At 59.4% G+C, this 25262-nt stretch carries 26 protein-coding genes and 1 pseudogene; 12 read left to right on the top strand and 15 right to left on the bottom strand.

The features are described from left to right. Nucleotides 1-8 precede the first annotated feature (8 nt). A complete protein-coding gene (locus tag ACWKWM_RS22590) occupies nt 9-698 on the top strand; it encodes a response regulator transcription factor (protein WP_483848267.1) in 690 nt (229 codons plus the stop codon). Continuing rightward, on the top strand, nt 688-2055 hold the full coding sequence (locus ACWKWM_RS22585) for an ATP-binding protein (protein ID WP_483848266.1): 1368 nt from the start codon (nt 688-690) through the stop codon (nt 2053-2055). Before ACWKWM_RS22590 ends, ACWKWM_RS22585 begins: the two co-directional genes overlap by 11 nt. A gap of 84 nt (nt 2056-2139) precedes the next feature. Here the strand turns inward: ACWKWM_RS22585 and ACWKWM_RS22580 are convergent, their stop codons facing one another. The 3 genes from ACWKWM_RS22580 to mltA form a co-directional block, all read right to left on the bottom strand. After that, nucleotides 2140-3465 carry an OprD family porin gene (locus ACWKWM_RS22580; protein ID WP_483848265.1) on the bottom strand — a complete coding sequence of 442 codons (1326 nt, stop codon included), beginning with the start codon at nt 3463-3465 and terminating at the stop codon, nt 2140-2142. Between the two features lie 419 nt (nt 3466-3884). After that, on the bottom strand, nt 3885-4463 hold the full coding sequence (locus ACWKWM_RS22575) for a GNAT family N-acetyltransferase (protein ID WP_483848368.1): 579 nt from the start codon (nt 4461-4463) through the stop codon (nt 3885-3887). Nucleotides 4464-4496: 33 nt separating this feature from the next. Beyond that, complete coding sequence (gene mltA / locus ACWKWM_RS22570) at nt 4497-5660, bottom strand: murein transglycosylase A (protein ID WP_483848367.1); 1164 nt, start codon at nt 5658-5660, stop codon at nt 4497-4499. 579 nt (nt 5661-6239) lie between these two features. On the opposite strand from mltA, the pseudogene ACWKWM_RS22565 reads away from it, so the two are divergent. Together ACWKWM_RS22565 and ACWKWM_RS22560 are read left to right on the top strand one after the other, a co-directional pair. Beyond that, nucleotides 6240-7361 (top strand): annotated as a pseudogene (locus tag ACWKWM_RS22565) (cache domain-containing protein); the annotation flags it as partial. A gap of 27 nt (nt 7362-7388) precedes the next feature. After that, entirely contained in the window at nt 7389-8234 is an 846-nt protein-coding gene (locus tag ACWKWM_RS22560) for a methyl-accepting chemotaxis protein (protein WP_483848366.1), read from the top strand. A 44-nt stretch (nt 8235-8278) separates the two neighbouring features. On the opposite strand, the gene ACWKWM_RS22555 is transcribed toward ACWKWM_RS22560, so the two are convergent. The 4 genes from ACWKWM_RS22555 to ppnN all read right to left on the bottom strand — a co-directional run bounded on the left by ACWKWM_RS22555 (nt 8279) and on the right by ppnN (nt 11537). Then, a complete protein-coding gene (locus ACWKWM_RS22555; protein ID WP_483848264.1) occupies nt 8279-8836 on the bottom strand; it encodes an N-acetyltransferase family protein in 558 nt (185 codons plus the stop codon). Beyond that, nucleotides 8833-9279, bottom strand: a complete 447-nt coding sequence (locus tag ACWKWM_RS22550) for a CBS domain-containing protein (protein WP_483848263.1) — start codon at nt 9277-9279, stop codon at nt 8833-8835. The genes ACWKWM_RS22555 and ACWKWM_RS22550 overlap by 4 nt, the downstream gene beginning before the upstream one ends. 155 nt (nt 9280-9434) lie before the next feature. After that, entirely contained in the window at nt 9435-10025 is a 591-nt protein-coding gene (locus ACWKWM_RS22545) for an N-acetyltransferase family protein (protein ID WP_483848262.1), read from the bottom strand. 138 nt (nt 10026-10163) lie between these two features. After that, a complete protein-coding gene (ppnN, locus tag ACWKWM_RS22540) occupies nt 10164-11537 on the bottom strand; it encodes a nucleotide 5'-monophosphate nucleosidase PpnN (protein WP_483848261.1) in 1374 nt (457 codons plus the stop codon). Nucleotides 11538-11940: 403 nt separating this feature from the next. On the opposite strand from ppnN, the gene ACWKWM_RS22535 reads away from it, so the two are divergent. After that, nucleotides 11941-12471: a sterol desaturase family protein gene (locus ACWKWM_RS22535; RefSeq protein ID WP_483848365.1), complete on the top strand. Its 531-nt coding sequence runs from the start codon at nt 11941-11943 to the stop codon at nt 12469-12471. A 43-nt stretch (nt 12472-12514) separates the two neighbouring features. Then, entirely contained in the window at nt 12515-13303 is a 789-nt protein-coding gene (locus ACWKWM_RS22530; RefSeq protein ID WP_483848260.1) for an SDR family oxidoreductase, read from the top strand. 72 nt (nt 13304-13375) lie between these two features. On the opposite strand, the gene sodC is transcribed toward ACWKWM_RS22530, so the two are convergent. Next, complete coding sequence (gene sodC / locus ACWKWM_RS22525) at nt 13376-13894, bottom strand: superoxide dismutase [Cu-Zn] SodC (RefSeq protein WP_483848259.1); 519 nt, start codon at nt 13892-13894, stop codon at nt 13376-13378. Between the two features lie 226 nt (nt 13895-14120). Next, on the bottom strand, nt 14121-14990 hold the full coding sequence (locus ACWKWM_RS22520) for a LysR family transcriptional regulator (RefSeq protein WP_483848258.1): 870 nt from the start codon (nt 14988-14990) through the stop codon (nt 14121-14123). A 140-nt stretch (nt 14991-15130) separates the two neighbouring features. Between ACWKWM_RS22520 and ACWKWM_RS22515 the strand changes: the two genes are divergently transcribed. Then, nucleotides 15131-16303, top strand: a complete 1173-nt coding sequence (locus tag ACWKWM_RS22515; RefSeq protein ID WP_483848257.1) for a mandelate racemase/muconate lactonizing enzyme family protein — start codon at nt 15131-15133, stop codon at nt 16301-16303. Nucleotides 16304-16830: 527 nt separating this feature from the next. On the opposite strand, the gene ACWKWM_RS22510 is transcribed toward ACWKWM_RS22515, so the two are convergent. Both ACWKWM_RS22510 and ACWKWM_RS22505 read right to left on the bottom strand, forming a co-directional pair. After that, nucleotides 16831-17130, bottom strand: a complete 300-nt coding sequence (locus tag ACWKWM_RS22510; RefSeq protein WP_483848256.1) for a protealysin inhibitor emfourin — start codon at nt 17128-17130, stop codon at nt 16831-16833. A gap of 35 nt (nt 17131-17165) precedes the next feature. After that, nucleotides 17166-18233 (bottom strand): M4 family metallopeptidase, encoded by a 1068-nt coding sequence (locus ACWKWM_RS22505; RefSeq protein WP_483848255.1) that lies wholly within the window; start codon nt 18231-18233, stop codon nt 17166-17168. A gap of 124 nt (nt 18234-18357) precedes the next feature. Between ACWKWM_RS22505 and ACWKWM_RS22500 the strand changes: the two genes are divergently transcribed. Both ACWKWM_RS22500 and ACWKWM_RS22495 read left to right on the top strand, forming a co-directional pair. Continuing rightward, entirely contained in the window at nt 18358-18702 is a 345-nt protein-coding gene (locus tag ACWKWM_RS22500; RefSeq protein ID WP_483848364.1) for a hypothetical protein, read from the top strand. A gap of 110 nt (nt 18703-18812) precedes the next feature. After that, on the top strand, nt 18813-19301 hold the full coding sequence (locus ACWKWM_RS22495; RefSeq protein ID WP_483848254.1) for a hypothetical protein: 489 nt from the start codon (nt 18813-18815) through the stop codon (nt 19299-19301). Between the two features lie 124 nt (nt 19302-19425). On the opposite strand, the gene ACWKWM_RS22490 is transcribed toward ACWKWM_RS22495, so the two are convergent. After that, on the bottom strand, nt 19426-19743 hold the full coding sequence (locus ACWKWM_RS22490; protein ID WP_483839155.1) for an ElaB/YgaM/YqjD family protein: 318 nt from the start codon (nt 19741-19743) through the stop codon (nt 19426-19428). Between the two features lie 225 nt (nt 19744-19968). Between ACWKWM_RS22490 and ACWKWM_RS22485 the strand changes: the two genes are divergently transcribed. Continuing rightward, on the top strand, nt 19969-20223 hold the full coding sequence (locus ACWKWM_RS22485) for a hypothetical protein (RefSeq protein ID WP_483848253.1): 255 nt from the start codon (nt 19969-19971) through the stop codon (nt 20221-20223). A gap of 161 nt (nt 20224-20384) precedes the next feature. Here ACWKWM_RS22485 and ACWKWM_RS22480 read toward each other — a convergent pair whose 3' ends face one another. Further along, the gene (locus ACWKWM_RS22480) at nt 20385-20864 is read right to left on the bottom strand and encodes an LEA/WHy family protein (RefSeq protein WP_483848252.1); all 480 of its coding nucleotides are present in this window, start codon (nt 20862-20864) and stop codon (nt 20385-20387) included. Between the two features lie 360 nt (nt 20865-21224). Here ACWKWM_RS22480 and ACWKWM_RS22475 point away from each other — a divergent pair, with 360 nt between their 5' ends. Both ACWKWM_RS22475 and ACWKWM_RS22470 read left to right on the top strand, forming a co-directional pair. Continuing rightward, on the top strand, nt 21225-21518 hold the full coding sequence (locus ACWKWM_RS22475; protein WP_483848251.1) for an ArsR/SmtB family transcription factor: 294 nt from the start codon (nt 21225-21227) through the stop codon (nt 21516-21518). 119 nt (nt 21519-21637) lie between these two features. Further along, nucleotides 21638-23071, top strand: coding sequence for an NAD-dependent succinate-semialdehyde dehydrogenase (locus ACWKWM_RS22470; RefSeq protein ID WP_483848250.1), 1434 nt, complete (start codon nt 21638-21640; stop codon nt 23069-23071). 252 nt (nt 23072-23323) lie between these two features. On the opposite strand, the gene ACWKWM_RS22465 is transcribed toward ACWKWM_RS22470, so the two are convergent. After that, nucleotides 23324-23782, bottom strand: coding sequence for a DUF2214 family protein (locus tag ACWKWM_RS22465; RefSeq protein ID WP_483848249.1), 459 nt, complete (start codon nt 23780-23782; stop codon nt 23324-23326). 336 nt (nt 23783-24118) lie between these two features. Then, nucleotides 24119-25231, bottom strand: coding sequence for a peptidase C39 family protein (locus tag ACWKWM_RS22460; protein WP_483848248.1), 1113 nt, complete (start codon nt 25229-25231; stop codon nt 24119-24121). Between the last annotated feature and the right edge of the window lie 31 nt (nt 25232-25262).

The raw sequence follows: 25262 nt of genomic DNA, 5'->3' as shown, positions 1-25262 counted from the left end.
ATGGGCCGATGCGCAAAGCACTGTGTATAGAAGACGACACGGACACCGCTCAGGAGATTGCTTCGGAGCTTAACCGCGGCGGATTTTTGGTGGAGTGCGTCAACAACGGCGCCTGTGGACTGAAGCGGGCGCTGGCGGGTGAGTTCGATGTGATTACGTTGGACCGAATGCTGCCTGGCCTCGACGGGCTGGGCGTTATAACGGCGTTGCGCGAGGCGGGCAACCGCACACCGGTGATGATGATCAGCGCGTTGAGTGACGTCGACGAGCGAATTCGCGGGTTGCGTGCAGGCGGCGATGATTATCTGGTCAAGCCATTCGCGTCCGAAGAAATGACCACCCGGGTCGAGGTCCTGTTACGCCGCAATGAGCCTGCCCCCGCGCGGGAAACCTGGCTGCGCGTAGCAGACCTGCAACTGGATTTATTGCACCGAACGGTGGCGTGCAGCGAGCAAAGTGCGGCATTGCCAGCCACTGAGTTTCGTTTGCTGGAGTTTTTGATGCGTCACGCCGGCAAGGTCGTGACCCGTGCGCTGATTTTCGAATCGGTGTGGGGCTACCATTTTGATCCCGGCACCAAGCTGATCGATGTGCACCTCACGCGGCTGCGTCGCAAGCTGGAAACCCTCGGCTGCCAGATGACGATCACAACTTTGCGCGGCTCCGGATTTGTCCTCGGGCAAAAAGATGCGGCGTGACGCCAAGGTGGTGCCGCGATTGCGCCGCACCACCACGTTCCGCCTTTCGGTCATCTACTCCGCGGCACTGTTGTTCGGCGTAGTGGCGCTGGTCAGCCTGATCTACTGGCAGATATCGACTTACTTGATGCGCCAGGCCGACGGCAATCTGCAAGGCCAGATGCGTTCGCTGCTGTATCTGGACCTCGATCAACTGCCCGGCGAACTCGACCGACTGGCCATCGGCGACCTGCGCAATGTGTATTACTACGGCCTGTTCAGTGCCAGCGGCAAACACCTGGGCGGCGAGGTTCAGGCCTTGCCCAAGGGGTTGCCGCTCAATGGAAAGTCCTATGAATGGCGGGCGCCGGGCTTTCAGCAAGGAGCACGGGCGCTGGCGCAGAAGCTCGCTCAGGGGCAGATTCTGTTCGTCGGATTCGACACCAAGACCCTCAGTCACCTGCGCACTATCCTGCTCGACGCCCTGATGCTCAGCGGCACACTCATTGTCCTCGGCGGGCTCGCGCTGGGTACGTTCCTTGGCTACAAGCCGTTGCGTCGGGTGGCGATGTTGCAGGTAGTCAGTCAGCGGATTGCCGAGGGCGATCTGTCCCAGCGGCTGCCATTGTCCAGACGCGGCGACGAACTGGACATGCTGTCGGCACTGGTCAACCAGATGATGGAGGAGGTCGAGCGCCTGCTCGATAACGTCAAAAGTGTTGGCGATAACGTCGCCCACGACCTGCGTACACCCCTCAATACGCTGCGCATGCAACTGCACCGCACGCTTGAGCAGTGGGGCGAGGCCTCTGCGGAAAAACAGCAGATCCGGCTGGAGAAAGCATTGACCGCCACGGACGTGTTGTTGCGAAGGTTTCGGGCGTTGCAGCGCATCGCCGAGATCGACAATCAAGCGCGCAGTGCGGGCATGAGCCTATTTTCGCCGGGGGATTTGCTGCGCGAGATGTTCGAAGACTACGAGGCGGTCGCGCAGGAAGCGGGTATCGATCTGACGCTGTCGCTGCAAGCCGTGACGCCGGTGCTGGGTGACCGGGAAATGCTCGCCGAGGCCCTGATGAACCTGATTGACAACGCGTTGAAATTCACGCCGGCCGGCGGTTGTGTCCAGTTGCGTTTATGCGGCGATGACAGCGGTGCGCGAATCGAAGTGCAGGACAACGGACCAGGCATAGCCGAGGCTGAACGGGGCTATGTGCTGAACAGATTTTTTCGTGGGGAACAGGGGCAGGGCGTTGCCGGTGGAGGACTGGGGCTGGCGATAGTCGCTGCGGTTGCGCGCACTCATCGCTTTGAGCTGCGGCTCGAAGATGCCGGGCCTGGGTTGCGGGTGGTGTTGGTAATGGAGCAAACCCTGTAGGAGCGAACTTGTTCGCGAGGCGTCTTGCCTGACACACCACGTATGGCGTCTCGCCAACAAGTTGGCTCCTACAGATGCCTTTGATTACATCAAGGTAATCGGGTAATCGACGATCAGACGGAATTCGCTCAGATCGCCTTCGCCCTGATCGGCGTTGGCGTTATGGAACGCCTGACGAATACGGAACGACAAATCCTTCGCCGGACCGGTTTGCACGACGTACTTGGCTTCGACGTCGATTTCGTGGTGTTTGCCATCTTCGCCATACAGACCGGCATACGCACTGTTGGTCGGTGTTTTGGTGCCGTCGATGTTAGAACCGTTCAGGTAACGGGTCATGAAGCTCAGGCCCGGTACGCCGTAGCTGGCCATGTTCAGGTCGTAGCGTACGCCGAACGAACGTTCATTCGGGGCGTTGAAGTCAGACCACTGAACCGAGTTGTTGAGGAAGATCGAGTCGCCGCCTTCGCCACCGCCGTTATCGCCTGTGCCCAGATAGTCGAACGGGGTATCGCCATCCACTTTCTGGAACGACAACGTCACGGTATGCGCGGCCAGGAATGAATAAGCCACCGCTGCCGAATACGTAGTGTTGTTGATTGAACCGGCCTTGGCCTGACCTTCATCCAGTGTGCGGTACAAGTTGAAATCGAAGTTCAGCGACTGGTCGTCAGTCAGTGCAAGTGTGTAGTTAGTGTTGGCGTAGTACTGACGCCATACATCTTCGAACTCTGAACCGTAGAGCGTTGCGGTCCAGTTGTCCGAGATCGAATACTTGCCGCCGGCGAAGGTTGCGCTGTCGGCAGTCACACCTGCGTAAGTGGCGTAGATGTCGTGGCTGTGGTTGCTAGTCAGGCCGCTGTCGGCGCTGGTGTAACGACCGGCTTCCAGATCAAGGCCTTCGAACTCGCTGCTGTTCAAGTTGAAACCGGTAGCGGTCTGCGGCAGCAAGCGACTGCCGCCAACCCCGAACACCGGCGCGGTAGGCTGCATGTTGCCGTACTTGAGCATCGTCTTGGAGATGCGCATTTTGACGTCGCCACCGATCGAGCCGTAGCTGTCTTGCGGATCGCCATTGTCGTCGCGTGGCAGGTTGCCGGTGCCGCCGTATTTGTTCGTGGCATCGAGTTTCAGGCCGCCGTTCGCATAAGCGTCCACGCCGAACCCGACTGTACCTTGAGTGAAGCCAGAGCTGAAGTTCGTTTGAATGCCCTGGGTCCAGTCACGGTTATCGACACCGCCGCTTTGGCGGTTGCGATTGAAGTAATAGTTGCGCAACAGCGCAGTGGCGCTGGCGTCTTCGATGAATCCTTTGGCATCGGCCTGATTGCTGACACTTTCTGCAAATACCATGTGCGGCAACGCCGACGAGACGGCAAGTGCAATGGCGCTCCAATGCTTAACATTCATTTGTTTCATTCCCCTGGATGTATTGACGCCCGAAACAGTGCCCATGCCGGATATTCGGCATGCCTGAATTCGTCGTGTTTCGGGTGCGAAGCGGCAGTTTTTGGCGAAAGCCTTGTCAGTATCGTTATCACGGTCGCATGTTGTTGGTGGACTGCTGGCGCTCAGGTGTTTCCGCAGTTGAGCCCCGTCCATGCGTGCCGCCTTTGTATCACAGCAGCCGTGCAGGAGAAGTCAAAAAGTGCCGTAAGTTTGGTTAAAAAAGTTTAACCAAGTTCAGGGAGATAACGGTGATAGCGTTGGAGTTAGTTGAGACTCTCATCGCTCAATTTGCTCTGATTAATACTTGCCGCCACTGGTTTCAGTGGCGGTTTTTTTTGCGAGTTAAAAACGATGGAGGCAGGAGTGACGCTGCAGAGAGGTCAGCGGTTTATTTTTGCCAACAACATCGCTTTAACCTGGGGCCATTCGGTATCAATGATGCTGAAGCGCACCGAGTTGCGCTTGCGCCCGTCGGGCATGATGCGTTCGTGGCGCACGATACCTTCCTGTGTCGCACCAATGCGCAGAATCGCCGCTCGGGATTTCTCGTTGAGTTCGTCAGTGGTGAATTGCACGCGCACACAGTTCATGGTCTCGAACGCATAGCTCAGCAGCAGATATTTCATCTCGGTGTTGAGACCCGAACGCTGCACCGACTGGCTGAGCCAGGTGTGGCCGATTTCGAGCTTGCGGTTGCTGCGGTCGATCTTCCAGAAACGCGTGCTGCCCACCACCAGACCGGTTTCGCGCTGGACGATGGCAAACGGCATCATCGTGCCGGCTTGTCGGCCTTCCAGCGCCTTGGCCATGTACGCCTCAACGGTGTCAGGCCCCGGAATGACCGTGACCTTCATGTTCCACAATTCCCCGTCCCGGGCTGCTTGCACCAGCTGCGCAGCATGTTCGGCCTGCAGCGGATGCAGCTCGAGGGTATTGCCTTTCAGCACGATCTGTTCAATGTCCACGGTGTCAGCGCTCACAACATTCAGTGATCAGGGAGTGGCGGGTTTTTCGACGTTGGGCAGCGGCGTGCCTTTGGGCCACAGCATCCAGATTTGCCCTTGCTGCTTCATGTTGCCAGCAAGGTCGCCGGCCGCGTCGCCAGTGCCCCAGAACATGTCGGCGCGCACTTCGCCAGCGATCGCGCCGCCGGTGTCTTGTGCTGCAACCGGGCGGGTGAGCGGCGTGCCATCAGGCCTGGACGACGACAGCCACAACAGGCTGCCCAGCGGAATGACTTTGCGGTCGATCGCCACGCTGTAACCGGCAGTCAGCGGCACATTGAGCGAGCCGCGCGGGCCTTCGTCACTGTCCGGGCGCAGGGTGAAGAACACATAACTGGGGTTGCTGCCCAGCAGTTCAGGCACTTTGTCCGGATTGGCGACGGCCCAGGCCTTGATCTTGCCCATGGACACTTCGTCTTTCTTCAACTGGCCTTGCTCCACCAGCCAGCGGCCGATGGGCTTGTACGGATGGCCGTTCTGGTCGGCGTAGGCGATGCGCAACTGGCGACCGTTTTCCAGCTGAACCCGGCCCGAGCCCTGAATCTGCAGAAATTGCAGGTCCATCGGATAGCTCAGCCACGCCAGTACCGGGGCGTTGACGCCTTTCTCACCGATGGTCGCGGCGTCGTCGTAAGGCCGCAGGATTCGACCGTCGAGACGACCGCGCAGGCGTTTGCCCTTGAGTTCGGGATAAATGCTGTCGAGATTGACGACGATCAGGTCATCGGGCACGCCATAGATCGGCACGGAATGCTCTTCGTTACGCTGTTCGCTGCCTTTATAGATGGGCTCGTAGTAGCCGGTGATCAGGCCGTTGGCGCCATGTTCTGAAGAGCGAAGGCTGTAGACCTGCAACTGGGTCTTCAGAAAGTCGCGAACCGCAACCGGTTCAAGCGGAACCTGGGCCGCTGCGGCGCAGGTCGCGCCCCAGACTTTGTCTTTGGCCAAACGCTTGCAGGCAGAAAACCAACTGCTGTAGCCGGCGAGCAGATCCTCGTCGCTGACGGTGGGCAGTTTGTCCCACTCCACGCTGACGTAGGTGGTCACTTCAGACGGCTTGGGTTTGGGTCCGCTGCCATCGCAGGCAGCGAGGAGGGCGATCAGCGGGGCGACGCAAAAAACAAATCGGCGCCAGTGCAGGCTTGGCTTCATCACGCAGGACAGTTCCTGAAAGGTAAATCGAGGCCGGTAGCTTGGTGAAAGAGCGCGGTGACGTCAAATCAAGAAGCGAAGACAGTCTGTTAGTTGAGGTATGTCAGGCAAACCGCAATCGCAGCCTCGCGGTACTCGTCAGCTCCTACAGGATTTGCGTGGGGCCGGAAACTCGGCAACGGCGGATATCCCCGGTAGGAGCTGCCGAGGTTACGAAGGCTGCGATGCGGTGTGTCAGACAACCGCAATCGCAGCCTCGCGGTGCTCGTCAGCTCCTACAGTGGAGTTGAGGCGCTGCCGGAATCCCGATTTGGGGCGAACCCTGTGGGAGCGGACCTGTCCGCGAAGATGCCGGTGCAGCCGCTGAAGATCTGTCGCCTGAAACACCGTCTTCGCGAACAGGTTCGCTCCCACACTGGATGTGTGGTGTTACGGATTTGCCGGGCAGTTGTCCCGACAGGACCCTGTTCAGATGGTGGTACGACGACCCTTCATCGGCTCAACTCAACCTCGGCATATTTATGTCGATAGCCCGTAAACGTTGTACAAAACAACAATTCACGTGGCTTGGGGAAAGCGATGTTTAAAACGGTGCAGGCGCGCTACACAGTTATTTTCGTTGTCTTGATGGGGGCGATCGCGGTGATCACCGAACAGGGCATCGAGCACTTCGTGACACCCAAGGTTCGTGCCTCGGAAGAGCAGGTGGTGCTGGATAAAGTCGATCAGATCGCGACTCGCATCCTGACTGACCTGGGGCGCGTCGAAGCCCAGTCCAGAGCCATCACCCAGGCGGTGCCGCTGCTCGATAGCGACGCCATCGATAAAGTCCTTCCGGGTCTGGTGGATCAGTATGGCGACGCCAAAGTATTCGGTGGCGGCGTGTGGCCGATGCCGGACAAGCGCACCCCAGGACGAAACAAGCACAGCAGCTTTTACCATCGCGACGGCAGCGGGCAGTTAGTGGTCAGCACCTACTGGAACTCCGACCCGGCGCCCAACTACTGGGAGCAGCCGTGGCACAAGGCCGGGCAGAACGCGCCCAAAGGCAAGTGCGCCTGGGCAGCGGCCTATCAGGATGAAGCCAGCCCGCAGCCGCGCACCAACTGCGCGATGGGCATTTACAAGGATGGCGCGTTGTACGGGGTGTCGACCATCGACGTCACCCTGGGCTTCTTCAACGGCCTGATCCAGGAGAAAGAGAAGGACATCAACGGTCAGGTCATGATCGTGGAGCGCGACGGCAAGATTCTCACCAACCAAAGCCGGATTCCCGGGGAAATCATCCTCAAGAACATCTCGGGGTTTAGCAGCCAGTCGATCTTCGCCAAGGAAATCCAGGACGGCCTGAGCCGAGTGTCGGGAGAGGCGGTTTACACTCGCGAGTACGAAGATCCGGCGCTGGGCGACCTGACCTTCTTTCTGCGTCCGGTAGTAGGCACCCCGTGGATGATCGCCACTTCGCTGCCGACTTCGATGCTCACGGCGCGCAGCGACGAAGTGCTCAAGACCCTGGGCACGCTACAAATCCCGCTAGTCCTGCTGCTGATGGCAATCCTGGGTTTCGCCTTCCACCGATTGATGGGGCGCCTGACGGTATTGCGCACCAACATCGATTCGCTATCTTCGGGTGATGCCGATCTGACCAAGCGTATTCCGATCCATGGCGATGACGAACTCGACGCCGTGGGCCAGTCGGTGAATAGCTTCATCGCCTACCAGCAAACCATGATCGTCGACGTGCGCGCCGGCACCGAGCAGATTTCCTTAGGCTTGGGCCAATTGCAGGACCAGTCGCGCAACATCAACCTGATCCTCAATCGACATGCGTCGGAAACCGATCAGGCCGTTACGGCTATCAACGAAATGAGCGCCACGGCCGACAGCGTCGCCCAGAGCGCCAACGAGACGGCCGGTTTCACCCAGTCAGCCAACGACGCAGCGCAACGCTCCCGCGACACTGTGGAGCAGGCGTCGGTCAGCGTGCTGGCGTTGGTCGCCGAAGTCGAAGACGCTACCCAATACGTGCAGGAAATGCAGGTCGATGCCAAACGCATCACCGACGTCCTGGGTGTGATCGGTGGTATCGCTCAGCAAACCAACCTTTTGGCGCTCAACGCGGCCATTGAAGCTGCGCGTGCCGGTGAACAGGGCCGAGGGTTTGCGGTGGTCGCTGACGAAGTCCGCGCATTGGCGGGCCGTACGCAGCAGAGCACGTCAGAAATCAACGAAATGCTCAGCCGTCTGGAGCAGGGTGTGAGTACCGCCGTCGGCGCCATGGAAAAAACCAAAGTCAGCTGTCAGTCCACCGCCGACCGCACCTCAAAGGTCAACGAAGGCCTGGATGGCATGGCCAGTTCCGTGCTGCGCATCCACGACCTCAGCGCCCATATCGCCACCGCCGCCGAGCAACAAAGCGCGGTCACCGAAGAGATCAACCAGAACATGGTCGCGATCCGGCACATGGTCGGTGAACTGGTTGGCTGCGGTCAGCAGACCGACACCAGCGTCGAAGCGCTGATGGTGTCCAACGAACGGCTGGTGGCGATGATCAACCGGTTCAAAGTGAGCTGACCGGCGCCATCTGCTCAAAATGGCAAACCGCCTTGCCCTTGGTGTCAGCGGGCAAGGCGCTTGAAAAACAGGCGGTTTTCGTAGGTTTCGTTGTTGAAGCAATAGGACGAGACGCCCGCGTCTTCATACTGTTGGCGCGGATAAAACGCCAGGGCGCGGGCGTTACCTATCCAGACCGTGAGCCACAAGGCAGATGCGCCCTGTTTGCGCGCCAGATCCTCTGAGCGTGTGAGCAATTGCCAGCCAATGCCTTTTCCAGCAAATCGCTCCTGCACGTACAGCCGCTCCAGTTCGGCGCTGAGATGGCCGGAAATTCCCGGGTTATCCACGCCGTCGCGAATCTGCGCGAAACCGACAAGGTGCCCCGCGCGCTCAGCAATGATCACTGAAACATCCGGTTGGGCGAGGGTGGCGATTACCGCTGTTGGGGAGAAATGGTCCAGCACCTCTTGCGCCAGGGCTGGACGAATGCCGTCTGTGGCGTAGGTGTCGAGCCACACTTGCGTCCCGAGCGCGCCGATGCACAAGGCGTCGTCAGCAGTCGCCAGCCGGTAGGACAGCGCAGAGCTCACTGCGAATACTTCATTGCCGAACACGATCACGAAATCTCCCCGCGTATGTACTGCTCCATGGTCTTGATCAGCTCGGCCTGTTCGGCAATGGCTTCTTTGACCAGGTCACCGATGGACAGCAGCCCAATCAGTTTGCCTTCATCCACCACCGGCAGGTGACGCAGGCGCATGTCGGTCATGATGCTCATGCAGGTGTCGAGGGTGTGTTGAGGGTCAACGGTGCGCACTTCGCGGGTCATGATGTCGCGAACCGGTGTGCCGATGGAGGACAAGCCTTTGAGGACCAGTTTGCGGGCGTAGTCGCGCTCGCTGAGGATGCCGACCACCCGGCCTTCGCTGACCACCGGCACCGCGCCTATGTTTTTGTCGGCCATGAGCTTGAGGGCTTCGATGACCATGTGCTCGGGCGAAACGGTGTGCACTTCCCCGTGGTGGTTGGCTTTGAGCTTGAGTAGTTCGGCTACAGTCTTCATGGTGGCCTCTCCGGCGCTTATTCGTCAGGGCGGCCTAATGCGCACGTCAGGCCGTGCATAGAGAATCGTAGAGAGATGGCAATCCGGCAAGTGCGGAAGCGGCGTTCAGGTGAATCAAAAGCGCCAGATTGTTCCTGGCGCAGAATTGTTGCGGGTTAAATTGGCTTGCGACCGGTGCGGCGCGGTCTTGAAACCACTGACTCAATGTTCTTGCGGCCGATCAGCAACGGGCTTTTGGCCTTTCGCGATGACGGTTCTTCCCCCAGCCATTTGTACATCACCAGGCAGTCCACCAGACCCAGTTTTGCGTGGCGATAAGCGCGGGGCAGGCGACCGACCACTTCAAAGCCGAGCTTTTGCCACAGGGCGACGGCCACTTCGTTGGTCGCGACCACTGAGTTGAACTGCATGGCCTCAAACCCTTCGTCCAGCGCCAGTTGTTGCGAGTGCTCGCACATCAGCCGCGCAACGCCACGTCCGCGCGCGGCGGGCGTGACCATGTACCCGCAATTGCTGACATGGCTGCCGGGCCCCGCAGCATTGGCCTTAAGGTAGTAACTGCCGAGCAGCACGCCGTCTTCTTCGGCGATCAAGGTGCGCAGCGGGTACTCCAGCCAGAGATGTTGCGCTTGTTCGCGGGTCAGTGACGGATCGTAGGCGTAGGTTTCCTGCGCGAGGACCACGGCCTGGAAAGTCGGCCAGAATGCCTCGAAGTCATCGAGGGTCATGGGGCGGATGATGATCATGGGGGTTCCGGCTACAAAGTCAGACACTGAACGTGTAGGAGTGAGCTTGCTCGCGATGGCGATCCGTCTGCCACTCACGTGTGAAATGACACACCGCTATCGCGAGCAAGCTCACTCCTACAGAAGAAGAACGGGTGTTTAGGAAACCACCCGATAGCAAGGCTCATACGCCGCGCCGCCGGGCAGTTTCATCCGGTGCTGTTCGACAAACGCTTGCAGGAGTTTATCCAGCGGCTGCATCACGGCGGCATCCCCGTGAATTTCATACGGGCCATGTTCTTCGATCAGGCGAATGCCCTTGTCCTTGACGTTACCGGCAACGATCCCGGAAAACGCCCGGCGCAGGTTGGCGGCCAGTTCGTGGGGCGGCAGGTCCCGGCGCAGTTGCAGCGCGGCCATGTTGGCGTGGGTCGGATCGAACGGGCGCTGGAAGCCTTCTTCGATCTTCAGCAGCCAGTTGAAGTGGAACGCGTCGTTACGCTCGCGACGGAACACACGCACGGCCTTCAGGCCCTCGGTCATCTGCCGCGCCACTTGGGCGGGGTCGTCGATGATGATTTCGTAATGACGTTGTGCTTCTTCGCCAAGGGTCGCGCCGACGAACGCATGCAACTGCTCCAGATACGGCGCCGTGCTTTTCGGGCCGGTCAGGATTACCGGGAATGGCAAGCCCTGGTTGTCCGGGTGCATCAAGATGCCCAGCAGGTACAGGAATTCTTCCGCGGTACCTGCGCCGCCCGGGAAAATGATGATGCCGTGGCCCACGCGCACGAAGGCTTCCAGACGCTTTTCGATGTCCGGCAGGATCACCAGCTCATTGACGATGGGGTTTGGCGCTTCGGCGGCGATGATGCCAGGTTCCGTCAGGCCCAGGTAACGACCGCCGTTGATCCGCTGTTTGGCGTGGGCAATGGTCGCGCCCTTCATCGGGCCCTTCATCACGCCGGGGCCGCAGCCGGTGCAGATGTCCAGCTTGCGCAGGCCCAGTTCGTGGCCGACTTTCTTGGTGTATTTGTATTCTTCGGTGTTGATTGAGTGACCGCCCCAACAAACCACCATCTTCGGCTCGACGCCGGCGCGCAGGGTGCGGGCGTTGCGCAGCAGGTGGAATACGTAGTCGGTGATGCCTTGGGAGTTGGTCAGATCGATGCGCTGGCTGTCCAGCTCGCTTTCGGTGTAGACGATGTCGCGCAGGGCGCTGAACAGCATCTCGCGGGTGCTGGCGATCATCTCGCCATCGACGAAGGCGTCAGCCGGGGCGTTCAGCAGCTCAAGGCGCACGCCGCGGTCCTGCTGATGGATACGAACTTCGAAGTCCGCGTAGGCCTCAAGGATGGTCTTGGCGTTATCGACGTGGGCGCCGGTGTTGAGGATGGCCAGTGCGCACTGGCGGAACAGGCTGTAGATGCTGCCCGAACCGGCTTCGCTCAGTTGGTGAACTTCTCGTTGGGACAGTGTTTCCAGGCTGCCTTTGGGGCTGACCGATGCATTGATTACGTGTCTTGAAGCCATTCTGAATTCCCTGAAAGCAATACCACCTGGCCGGCAGTGGCGGGTGGCGGTGAAACAGTGAGCGCTCGCGGCCCTCACACATGACTGGCATTTTCTACGGCGTTTGGTGGGGAAAGCAAACCCCGCGTTGGAAAAGACTCCGCTTCGGGCCAGGAATTCGGGGCGCGCTGGATCCAACAACGTTGATGGCGCTGGGGAGATTGAATTCTGACGCAAATCCCGTGGGAGCGGACCTGTCCGCGAAGAGGCCCGCATATCCACCAAATTTTCCTGCTGCTGAGCCTCGAATCGCGGGCAAACTCCCTCCCACAGTCCCCAAGTTTGCTGGAAGCGTTGGACGCAAGGCGTTAATGTGGCGCGGTCAAGCGAGTCGTCCCAGACGTTTATGAGTGACCGTTATCCGATGATTTTCAATTTCGCCGTTTTTCTCAGCACCCTGGTTGCCATGGAGGGTGTCGGCTTTCTTGCGCACAAATACGTCATGCACGGTTGGGGCTGGTGGCTGCATCGCTCGCACCATGAAGAACAGCTCGGCGCTCTGGAAACCAACGACGTGTACCTGATGGTGCTCGCCGCCGTAGCAATCAGCTTGATCCTGCTGGGCATCAACGGCCATGCCCCGCTGCAGTGGGTGGGCGCCGGGGTGGCGGCCTTCGGACTTATTTACGTTGTGGTCCACGACGGCATCGTCCACCGTCACTGGCCAATCCGGCCCAAACCGCGCAATCGTTACTTGCGGCGTCTCTACCACGCGCATTTGATGCACCACGCAGTCAAAGGGCGGCAAAACAGTGTCTCGTTTGGATTTCTCTACGCGCCGCCCACCGCGACGTTGAAACAGCAATTGCGCGAGCTGCGCCATCGTCCTGTAGAGCAGGAAGATGAGGGCATCGCTGGTCTGCAACTGGACGCCGACCGCAGTAGCCGGGCTTGACGGCGTCTGCGGCCACTCACCTTGCACTCACAGGAGTTATGTTATGGATTTTGGAATTTCAGGACGTTGGGCGGTTGTCTGCGCGGCGAGCAAGGGGCTCGGTCTGGGCTGCGCGAAAGCCTTGGCCAGCGAGGGCGTGAACCTTGTGATCAACGCTCGCGGCGACGAAGCGCTTCAACAGGCGGCTACGCAACTGCGGACACTGGCGCCGGGTATCGAAGTGCGTACCGTTGCGGGGGACATCAGCCAGCCTGAGGTACGCGAACGGGTGCTGGCGGCGTGTCCCCAAGTGGACATTCTGGTGAACAACGCCGGTGGACCGCCGCCAGGGGATTTTCGCGACTGGCAGCGCGAGGACTGGATAAAGGCGCTGGACGCCAACATGCTGACCCCGATTGAACTGATCAAAGCCTGCGTCGATGGCATGGCAGAGCGGGGTTTTGGACGGATCGTCAATATCACTTCCGGCGCAGTCAAGGCGCCGATCGACGTGCTGGGTTTGTCCAACGGAGCGCGCAGCGGCCTGACCGGTTTTATCGCGGGGCTTGCCCGTCAGCCGAGCCTGGCGGGCAACAACGTCACCGTTAACAACCTGCTGCCGGGACCATTCGATACTGAGCGCCTGCAGAAAAACATCAGCCTGGCCGCCGAGAAAAGCGGAGCCTCGCTGGACAGTGTGATCGAGCAACGGCAGAAGGCTGTTCCGGCACAACGCTTCGGCAGCGCTGACGAATTCGGCGCGTTTTGTGCCTTCCTGTGCAGCGCTCATGCGGGCTTCTTCGTCGGCCAGAATGTGCTGCTTGATGGCGGCGGCTATCCCGGCACCTTTTAAATCCTGAGCCCAAACGAACAGATGGCGCCAAATGGCGCCATCCTCGTTCTTGCAGCTTGCAGCTGACGACTGTCAGATCACCCCGCACGCCATACGATCACCGCCACCGCCCAGCGGCTTGGGCATGTCGGAATGGTTGTCGCCGCCGACATGAACCATCAGCGCATGGCCTTTAATTTCGGCCAATGTTTTCAAGCGTGGGGCAAGCACGGGATAGGTGGCCATGCCGTCGGCAGTGACATACACCGCTGGAAGGTCGCCCAGATGGCCGTCTGCGTAAGGGCCCAGGTGCTTACCGGTTTTAGCAGAGTCGAAATGCCCGCCAGCGGCGAGAGCGGCGACTTTCACGCCGTCTTTAGTGCCTGCGTCACAGCTGCCGTTCTCATGAACGTGAAAACCGTGGATGCCCGCAGGCAAGGATTTCAGATTAGGGGTGAACAACAAGCCGTAAGCTGTTTCGCTGACGGTGACTTCGCCGATGGCCTTGGGTGCGCCGTCGGCGCTGACCAGATTGATGGGGACTTCAACAGACGCAGCATGGGCGCCGAAGGACAAGGTGCTCAGCAGGCCGAGCCAGAGATAGCGTTTCATAGTTGCCTCAGGGTTGTGTCTGGATGAGTTAGTGACCGAAGCTCAGTGGCTAACGTTCATTCCTCAAGACCGAACGTCATTTCTGAATGTTGCCCTTTGCAGTCCCTGTAAGAGCTGCCGAGCAGCGCGAGGCTCCGGGGTCGCGCCCGACCGATGCGGTGCGTCTGGCACACCTCAATCGCAGCCTTCGGCAGCTCCTACAAGGGGTGAAGATTTGGCTGTCCGCTTACAGCGTCGCCCAGAAATCTTCGGCAAAATCACTCAACGCAGCATTCGGGCGGAACAGGCGGATTTCCACAGGAATATCCCAGCGTTCATCCAGCGCCCGAACCAGTCTGCCGTCGGCGATTTCCGGGCCGGCGAGCGTGCGCGGCAGCCAGGCAAAACCTTTGCCCTGTTGCGCCATCGACAACAGCACCGCCGCCAGATGCGAGCTGAATACCGTGTGCAGACCCGGGGCTTTGGATTCTTTCTGCAGGCGAGCTGACACGATCCGCCCCAGGCCCGATTCTGCGGTGTAGGCCAGATGCGGAAGCGGGACGCCGTCTGGATCAGGCTGGGAGGAGGGCCCGCGTAACGGCACCAACACATCGCCACCCACCACCCGGGACTGAAACTGATCGGCAGCAAAGCGCGGCGGCACATCCGGATGCTGGTGACACAGCAAAAACTGCACTTCCCCATTGAGCAGCATCTGTTCGCAGACCTTCATGTTGTCCGATAGCAGCCGAACCGCTTCGATAGGGCCTGCGCGTTCCGCTGCTCGAACCCAGCCTGGAAAGAAAGTGAATGATAACGAATGGGTCGCCGCGAAGTGCAAGGTGCGCGCCTGTTTGCCTGCCACCTCGCGCGCTTCCTGGCGTATTTGATAGAGGCGCCGGGTCATGTCCCGCGCGTTGTCGAGCATGTGCCTGCCGGCATCGGTCAGACTCGCCCCTTGGGTGGTGCGCTCGAACAGATCGACCCCGACCCACGTCTCCAGCGCCCGAATCCTGCGGCTGAACGCCGGTTGTGTGACGTGGCGCAACTCAGCGGCGCGGGAGAAATTACCGCTTTCCGCCAGCGCAGTGAAGTCTTCCAGCCAGAGCAATTCCATCGTGATGCCGTCCGCGCATTGGGTGCCGCGTTTTTAGCATTGGCTGCATCGCGAGGTCCACCCCTAGAGTGGTGCCACACGAACACGGGGTGAACCGCCACCGTGATCAAAAACAACAATCAGCGACACAGGAGTTACCCATGCGTATCGTCGACATCCGCGAGAAAACCGTTTCCATCGCCTCGCCGATTGCCAATGCCTACATCGATTTTTCCAAGATGACCTGCTCGGTTGTCGCTGTGATCACCGACGTGATCCGCGAGGGTAAGCCGGTGATCGGTTACGGCTTCAACTCCAACGGTCGGTACGGGCAGGGCGCCTTGATGCGCGACCGGTTTCTGGCTCGCGTACTGGACGCTGATCCGGAAACCCTGATCGACCATGAAAACCAAAACCTCGACCCGTTCGCCATCTGGAAAGCCCTGATGACCAACGAGAAGCCTGGCGGTCACGGCGAGCGCTCGGTGGCTGTAGGTACCATCGACATGGCGGTGTGGGACGCAGTCGCCAAGATCGAAGGCAAACCGCTGTATCGCCTGTTGGCCGACCGTTACCGCGACGGCGTAGCCGATGACAAGGTCTGGGTTTACGCGGCGGGTGGTTATTACTATCCCGGCAAGGACCAGACCAAGCTCAAGGCAGAAATGCAGAGCTACCTGGACCGCGGCTACGACGTGGTGAAGATGAAGATCGGCGCCGTGCCACTGGACGAAGACCTGCGTCGCATCGAAGCGGTGCTGGAAGTGGTCGGCGACGGTCAGCGCCTGGCGGTAGACGCCAATGGCCGTTTCGACCTGAAAACCTCGATTGCGTACGCCGAAGCGATCAAGCCCTACAACCTGTTCTGGTACGAAGAAGCGGGCGATCCGCTGGATTACGCGCTGCAAGCCGAGTTGGCCAATCACTACGACTTGCCGATGGCCACCGGCGAAAACCTGTTTTCCCACCAAGACGCGCGCAACCTGCTGCGCCACGGCGGCATGCGTCCGGATCGCGATTTCCTGCAGTTCGACTGCGCGTTGTCCTACGGCTTGGTGGAATACCTGCGCACCCTCGATGTGCTGAAAGAGCTGGGCTGGTCTTCACGCCGCGTCGTGCCCCACGGCGGCCACCAGATGTCGCTGAACATCGCCGCCGGTTTGCATCTGGGCGGTAACGAATCCTACCCGGACGTGTTCCAGCCGTTTGGCGGGTTCGCCGATGGCATCAAGGTCGAGAACAGCTACGTCGGCCTGCCGGACATTCCGGGCGTCGGCTTCGAAGCCAAGTCCGCCCTGTATGCCGTCATGCGTGAACTGGGTGAGGGCGATTAACAACCAACGTCATTCTCTGTAGGAGCGTGGTGCGCAAATATGGATTAGACGCTGAACCTGTAGGAGCGAACTTGTTCGCGGGGCGGCGTACCTGACCCACCCCGTCGATGGCCTCGCCAACAAGTTGGCTCCTACAGACCGTGCGCACCGTTCATCCGCGTTGGCGCCAGGGCGGCCAGACTCAAAAGCGATTGATGTCGCACCGCTCATCCGCCTCTGCCCGGAGGGCGTAGGAGCCCTGCTTGCAGGCGATGGGCTGGGCACCAGCCCCAAATCGGTCGGCGCGGTGTGGCTGATTAATCGCATGCTCAGGTTTGCTGCCGCTTCGCGCCAGATCGTCAGCAAGCTGGACTCCTACGGCCTCCGGCCAGAATCAGAAGCGATTTATGTCGCTCCTCAGGCCAGAATCAAAAGCGATATATGTCGCCCTTCCGGCCAGAATCAATAGCGATTTATGTCGCTCCTCCGGCCAGAATCAAAAGCGATGTATGTCGAGCCTTCGACCAGAATCAAATGCAATCTCCCGGTTATAGGCCCTGCGGTTTGGATCGCTGTTGCAGAAACCCCAGCAGCGTGCGGGCAGAGGCGGGGACGTTCTGATCGTCGAAAGTCACGGAAATACCGCTGCGCTCGTCTTCGATGGTGATCTCATACTGCCGGGCGTCCCGCGCCTGTTCCGATACCCAGCGGTGGGATTTCACCAGACCGCTTTCCTGCACCAGACGCTTGAACTGCTCAGCGTCTGGCGCTTCCAGGTCCGCCGTGTTGACTTCGCAGCCGCGAATGGCTCCCGCGAACCCGCCGGATTGCACGAAACAGACTTTCATCACTGCGCACCTCTTCGTTGTTCATCGCCTGTGAATCAAACTGTGATGCCGACCTTCTTCCACGCCGCTTTCACTGCGCGTTTCGCCGCCGCGCCGTATTTCGCACCACCTGCCACTTGTACGCTGATCCGCGCGCAGTCGGCAAACTCACTGTCGCTGTGCAACTGCAACAGGGTTTCGTACCAGATCCTCCCCGCCACTTCCCACGCATTCCCGCCCAGAGCCTGCGCGGTCAGCACGAACGCGCGGTTGGGAATGCCCGAATTGATGTGCACGCCGCCGTTATCCTTGGGACCCGCGTACAAGTCTTTCATGGTCGCCGGTTGTGGATCGTCGCCCAGATCCGGGTCATCTCTGTAGGCGGTGCCGGGGTGCTGCATGTCACGAATCCCTCGGCGCGTCGGCGCGGGCACCAGCAGTTCCTTGCCAATCACCCAGTCCGCCTGCTCAACGGTGATGCCTTCTTTCCATTGCCGGACGAGAATGCCGAACACGTCAGCGAAATGTTCGTTCAGCGCCCCGGATTGACCCTGATAAGTCAGGTTGCTGGTGAACGATTGCACGCCGTGGGTCAATTCATGGCCAATCACCTCCAGGCTGCGGGTGAAGCGCTGGAACACCACACCGTCCCCATCGCCATAGGCCATTTGCTGACCGTTCCAGAACGCGTTGTTCAACGGTACGAAGGCGCCGCTGAAATCCACCTCGGCCACATGAACGGTCGAGACAAGGCTCATGCCTCTGTTGTCCAGCGAGTTGCGATGAAACAATTGCTCATAGAAATCATAGACGTCGCCCGCACCGTCAAACGCCTCGTCGATGGCCTCATCGCCATGCTTTTTTTGCCCTTCGGCCCGCACCAATGACCCGGGCAGGCTGTTGGTGCCCTTGGCGTCGTAGACCAGGCGATGCTTCTTGCCGTCGGGTGATTTGTTGGCCATCAGGCTCGGCATGGCCTGGGCAGAGGCGCGCAGGGCGCGGAAAGTAGAGGCGGTGGACAGGTTGGCAATGGCCAGCGCGCGCACCTGTTGATGGGGCGATTGCGCCAGGTGTTCCATGATGTAAGGCGGGATGAAGCACTGCAGTGGATGGCGATTGCACATGAACGTTCTCCCTGAATGGCACCGGTTGTTATCTGTCATTGGGTTGGGCAGCGCAACGGGCGTCGATGTTCCTCTCGGTGGTAGACTCCCGCCACTTCAGAGGAGGAGCCAAGACGTGCGCAAGATGGTCATGATGGTCGCTGTAATGATGCTGGCAGGTTGCGATGGCGGTAAGCCGGCTGAACCTGCGAAAGTCTCCAGTCAACCGCCCGCTGCACAAGCAGCGCCAAGTGCAACACCGCAATGGACCATTCGGGTCGAGCTGAAAGAAGCGCTGAGCGACATGGCGTACTGGCTGGTCGAGCACCATTACCCGTCCTATGTGGTCAAGATCGACGGCAAGGAAACCATCATGATCGGCCCGTTCAAGTCACAGGCCGAGGCTGAAAAGGCCAAGACCGACATCGATGCCGCGATGGCTAAGGCTCACCGTTGGTCGCAGCTGGAAATCATTGCGCCCAAGGTCTGACTGCTTGCGCGGGTGCCCCGACAGCGATGTCGCGCGACACCTGCTCGCGGTTGTGCCACCCTCGATTCACGTACCGAATCATCGGCTGCGTGAATGAGGGAATCGCCGCTATGGACGAGATTCAACGCCTGGGCGAACTGTTGATCGCCAATCAACGCCACGAACAAGAGAAGCACGAGCGCTTTCACGCAGACATCGCGCGCTGGGGAGCCAGCATTCTGGCGTTGTACGGGCAAATCGAGCAGTGGCTCAAGCCGCTGGTTGACGCCGGCCACATCCGTCTGGAATTCGAACCGCATCTTGCGCAAAGCAAGGGCTACCCCGATGAGCACTCACCGTTTCACACCCAACGCATGACGCTGACGATCATCAATCGGCAGGTCATCTTTGTGCCAGAGGCCATGGGTAGTCGCGGGATTGTGTCGGTGGATGTGAGCGGGTTGAGCCTGCACGGTCAGGAGCAGTTCACCTTGAGCCAGGCGCCGGGCGCCAATGACTGGTTGCTGAAGAAGCGAACCGGTGTGAAGGAGCAGGAACCGCAAGTGCTGACGGCGGATTACCTGGCGCGGCAACTTCAGAGCCTTGTGCCGCAGGTGTAAAGGGGACCGATACCTGTAGGAGCTGCGGAACGCTGCGATTCGGTTTCAAGGATGGACCGTGATCGCAGCCTTCGGCAGCTCCTACAAGGGATATCGAGCGCGCAATAAATAGCCGGGGGTGGTGTTACTTACGACCCAGCAACAAACCCACTACCAGACCAAAACCCGCGGAGACCGCAACGGTCTGCCAAGGATGACCACCAATGTAGGTTTCGGTGGCTTCAACGGCAGGTTTGGTTTTTTCACGCACACTGCTTAGCGATTCCACGGCTTGCTTGAGCTTGAGGCTCAGCTGCGCGCGTACGGTTTCAGCCTCTTCGCCAACCAGCGCGGCACTGTCTTTCAACAGCTTGTCGGACTCTTCGATAAGGGACGCCAATTCGCTGAATGCCTGATCCTTGATCTGTTCGGCGGCGGTTTGGGCAGCAGTTTTACGAGCCATGGTTATTTCCTTTCTGTTGATAACGGCAGTGAGCAATGGAGTCACCGGACTTCGGAAAAGTTGCAGTAGTGCGAAGGACATATCGCAAAAAGAGCGACGAATGTCGAGGGAAGACGCCCTCGGCGGGTGTAAGATGCTGTCGTTTTTCGGCGCTCAGGCCAGTGTCTCGGCCTAGCGTCGTTTTGTGAGCAGCGTGCGACAAGAGTGCGATCAGAGGTAAATATCATGAGCTTCAATCTGGCCAACAAGCCCCTTCAAGAGCGCGCCGCGCTTGAAGATGAAAAATCCCGTCTGTTTGATTTGTGGCAAAGCAACCTGGGTAAAGCCAAAAGCGATGCGGCACGCTTGATGGGCGAACGCCCCAAGCGTAAAGGCAAATGGTCGGAATGGGTGCGCTCGGAATTGGACGCCATGTCGCCGCCTGAGTACGCCAACATGGTGCGCAGTGAAGTGAATCGGTTGATGGCAGCCGCACGCTGAGGTCTAGGCTGAGCCTGGTGGAGATTCCCCGTCGTTCACAGGCCGCGCCAAACACTGATTCTGTTGGAGCGAGGCTTGCCCGCGAAGCTAACGACGCGGGGCCTCAGGTATTGCGGGGGCGTCAACTTCGCGGGCAAGCCTTGCTCCAACAGAGCCCGACATCACCAATCACCGTTCACCTGCCGCGGCAAGCTCAATGTCCCGCTGTCACTGAAGCGCATGGTGCCAAACAGGCCTCCCGCCAACTTCCCGTTCAATTCATAGGGCAGATTGTCCAGACTCTGGGTTTCGCTCAGCCCCACGGCCTGACGCAAAGCGGCAAACGCCGAGACCGTTACCGGCACCGTAATGATGCCTTCCGAGAAGCGCCCGATAGTTCCGCTTTGATCGCTGACACCCGAAGCCAGGAGCTTGCCGTTGACGTCCAGATTCAGCGCCACGCCGTTGTACTGGATATCGTTTTCGTTGGGATTTTGCAGGCGCAACTTCACTGCAAAACGTATTTCCAGACCTTGCCCTTGCAGTGGTTCGATACCCACTACGTTGATGTTCAGCGGGTCGCGATTGGGGAACAGTGCGCAAGCGCTCAATGCCAGGATCAGCAGGCCAGCGAACAGTAGGCGAAACGGACGAACGAACATGGGTGAAACTCCAGGCTGAGGACGTAGCGGGGCGCAAGACACACCCGTGAACCATCCTGCGTATTCAACTGTGCGACCGCAGCACGATTCAGAGGTTCTGTTTCGGCACAGGCCTGCCAGTTGTAGGAAAAGGCAGTACAGATATCCAGAAAATGCTTCGCGGCTCAGTGTCAGGCGCTTATTCTGTAGGCCGCTGAACGCCTCTCCCGGCTTTCGCTCTATATCGTAGGGCCGCACATCTTCACAGCGGCGGGCGATACCCGGCGATGCGTGTCCTTGGCATCGGCCGGCTTGGCGCACTTCGCTGAGAGCGAATTCAATCGATGACAAGGAGGTTTTACCTGGGGGTATAGATCATCCATGGCGACTGCACACCATTTCCCGCTGACTGAACAGCAAGTGACGCTGATCTCGCGAGCCCTCGCAGACCCCCGGCGCTACCAGATTCTGGTTCAGATTGCGGCTTCCCTCGTCGCGATTCCTTGCGCCGAACTGCTAAAAACCCATCCCGTGAGCGCTGCGACAATTTCCCACCACACCAAAGAACTGGAACGCGCTGGATTGATTTCGACGATCCGGGAGGGCAAGTACGCCAGTTTTGCCATTCAGCGCGAAACACTGAACGCCTACGCACAGCAGATCCTGACGCTCTAGAACACGCTATACAAGGCCTTCCGGGAAAAGCGCCTTGAAGGATAGGGGTATACGCCACTAAATTCGTCGGTCTGCAATTTCCCTTCCTCGCCTCGATCGAGGCGTACCCGGAGCACCTCATGTACCCAGACGTTCAGCTGTTCATCGATGGTCAATGGCGCGCCAGTGAAGACGGCCGCAGCATCCCCGTCATCAACCCCGCCACCGGGGACACCCTGGGCAGCGTAGCCCGTGCCGACATCGCCGATCTGGATCAGGCCTTGGCTGCCTCGCAACGGGGCTTTGAAGTCTGGCGATCAACCCCCGCCTACGACCGATACAAGATCATGCAGAAAGCCGCGAACCTGCTGCGCGAGCGCGCTGACAGGATCGCCAACATCATGACCCTGGAGCAGGGCAAGCCGCTGGCCGAGGCGCGGATGGAAGTGATGTCCGGTGCAGACGTCATCGACTGGCTGGCTGAAGAGGGCCGTCGGGCCTACGGTCGTCTGGTGCCATCGCGCAATCCATCGGTCGAGCAGAAGGTCATAAAAGAGCCAGTCGGTCCTGTCGCCGCCTTTACGCCGTGGAATTTCCCGATCAATCAGGTGGTGCGCAAGCTGTCTTCAGCGCTGGCTGCCGGTTGCTCAATCATCATCAAGGCGCCGGAAGAAACCCCGGCTTCGCCTGCCGAACTGATCCGTGCGTTTGCCGATGCGGGTGTTCCCGCAGGCGTGATCGGTCTGGTGTATGGCGTGCCGGCGCAGATTTCCAACTATCTGATCGCGCACCCGATCATCAAGAAAGTCACCTTCACCGGTTCAACCCCAGTGGGCAAGCAACTGGCCGCGCTGGCGGGCAGCCACATGAAGCGCGCAACCATGGAGTTGGGCGGTCATGCTCCGGCGCTGGTGTTCGACGACGCCGATATCGACCTGGCCGCTCGCGTGTTGGCGGTGGCGAAGTTCCGTAACGCCGGTCAGGTCTGCGTGTCGCCAACGCGCATTCTGGTGCAGCGCGGCGTGTTCGAAGCCTTCGCGGAGAAATTCGTCGGCCTGACCCAGGAGATCAAGGTGGGCAACGGTCTGGAGCAGGGGACCACCATGGGCCCGGTCGCTAACGATCGTCGCATTCCGGCTCTGCTGGCGTTGGTCAAGGACGCAGTCGATGCTGGCGCCACGCTGCACACGGGCGGCAAGCCAATTGAGGGCCCGGGCTACTTCTTCGCGCCGACTGTGCTCAGCGGCCTCACCACGCAGATGCGCATCATGAACGATGAACCGTTTGGTCCGGTGGCGCTGTTGGTGCCGTTCGACACTGTTGAAGACGCAGTAGTTGAGTCCAACCGCGTGCCGTTTGGCTTGGCTTCTTACGCGTTTACCACCTCGATGAAGACTGCGCAGATCCTCAGCAATCGTATCGAAGCGGGCATGCTGTCGATCAACCATCAAGGCATCGGTTTGCCGGAAGTGCCGTTCGGCGGGATCAAGGATTCCGGTTACGGCTCCGAAGGCGGCACCGAGGCAATCGAGGCGTATTTGAATACCAAGCTGGTGACGCAGTTCAATTTGTAAGGGTTGAGCGGTTCGTTGAACGGGCGCACGTCCCGTGGCAGCGGATCTGTCCGCGAAGAGGTCGGTATAGCTACCAGATACCTAACTCCTGAAACATCGCCTTCGCGAACAGGTTCGCTCCCACGTTGGATCTGGGTCGCGGCTGATTTTTTGATCCGGCGCACACCCTGTAGGAGCCAACTTGTTGGCGAGAGCTTTTCGCGTCATGTCCGCAATCGCGCTCGCGAACAAGTTCGCTTCTACAGTGTGCTGTTAACTGATCAGATTGCCCCGCGCCATCCCCGTCGCGGCGATCACGATGATTACCATCAACGCCGCTTCCATGTGGCTGATGCGGGCGAAGCGCCGAGCGCGTGAAGTGTCGATGGGCTGTTGCTTCTTGAACGCGATACGCCATTTGATCAGCGCGATCATCGGAATGACTTCAAGCGCCAGGATGGCGACAAAGGCGGTGATTTTCAGGTGGAACAGTGGTTGGTGCAGATAATAGAACGAGCCTTTTTCCACGCCTCCAAACGCGCGATACACCCCTGTGATCAACAGGATACCGGCTGAGACGCCCCAGATATTGTCCACCACGAACACGTCGCGAAAAGACCGGGCGTCATCGGTACGCAATCGCCGCAACGCCCGTCCGCGCGCTAGCACCGCTGCCAACGCGAAACCAAAAGCCAACAAATGCAACGCAGCCAGCACCCATTTGAATAGCATGGTCCATATCCCCCGAGGATGTCACAAAGCAAGCACCAACAGCACTAGCTTAGCGGGTCGCTGGGGATGTGCCGGGCAACGTCGGGCGTTCGGGGAATATTATCGGCGCCTAGCGTTTCGGTCGGTTTCGTTTATTACGTTCAAACATGAACTCAAAACAAAATAAAAGAATGCCAAGCAGTGCAATGCACGCAATCACAATCATGCCGATCACTGAATTGTCCACGATAAAGTCCGAGAGTGCGCCCGCAGGCAGAAGTGACATTGAGCCGATAATCAGCTACCGGCTGCAATGATCACGACGCATTCTTTACGCACACAGGAAGTTGTTTGACGTTATTCATACGAAGTGGCCGATACGCGATAAACAATCAGCGCAGCCCGGAGTTTGTCGGCGCCAAAACAACTCATGGCGGCGAACTCGCGGTGACTCACCGGCATGTACTGGCAATCGAGGGGTTGACGCTGCAAGCCATGGTCAACATCCGGATCGTGCAAGTAAACGAAGTCATCGTCTGCATCGGTTACCAGTACCCAATGTGGCGCTTTGGAGCGGGTCAGGCGGTAACTGCTGATAAGCACCAGGGCCAGCGCCCGTTCAGTTTTTAGGTCAGCGAAGTTCAATGGCCCGTTGGGGAGTTGTTTAATGGCGCTGGCCCGCAGCTCGCGGCTGAAGCCCTCATGCACTAGGCGCATCACCTGTTTTTTCTCCTCGCTGCGCACCCCGGCCAGGAACAAGGGCCCTTGCACCGAGACCTGCAAAGCCACTTCAAAACCTCGCCGCCATGCCGCCAGCGCCAGGCCTTGCGGGCTGCAGCCGCCGTGGCCGGAGGTCATGAACACGGTGGTTGCCTCGCGCCAGATTTGCAGCTCTTCATCGCGGCCCATGGTCCGCGTGGGCTGCAGGGCTTTCATCCCCATCAGCAGGCAGGCCGGGCCACAGGTGAAATCCAGGGTCTGGCGGTAATAGGGAATGTGACGGCTGCTTCGGGCGGCGTGCTCGCGTATGCGTTTTTCATAACGCAATGCCGGAGCATGATCCTCGTAGTAGTCGTCGACCCGTTCAAACAACCGATACCCCTGACGCTGATAGAGCGCGATAGCCGCTGCATTGTCGGGGCGCACTTCCAGGCGTAGATACGCGCAATCGCGCTCCACGGCCTGCTGCTCGGCGCGTGCCAGCAACTGTTTGCCCAAGCCTTGCCCACGGGCGGTATCTGCGATCGCCAAAGAGTAAAGACGCCCCAGCGAGGTGCCGCGATGAAACAGCACCAGCGCGTAGCCCACCAGACGTCCGTGGGCCTGTGCAACGATCAGACTAGCGTTGGCGCGGCTGACCATCCACTGGAAGTTACGGCTGTTAAGCCGATCGGTTTCAAAACATTGATTCTCAAGTTCGAGCAGTTCATCAATATCAGCGGGCTGCGCAGGGCGATATATAAAGTTCATCTCGGCGACCGTAAAGAGTGAGTAACGAAAC

The sequence above is a fragment of the Pseudomonas rosaeacicularis genome, assembly GCF_057128745.1.
This window is presented reverse-complemented; position numbering and strand designations above follow the sequence as displayed.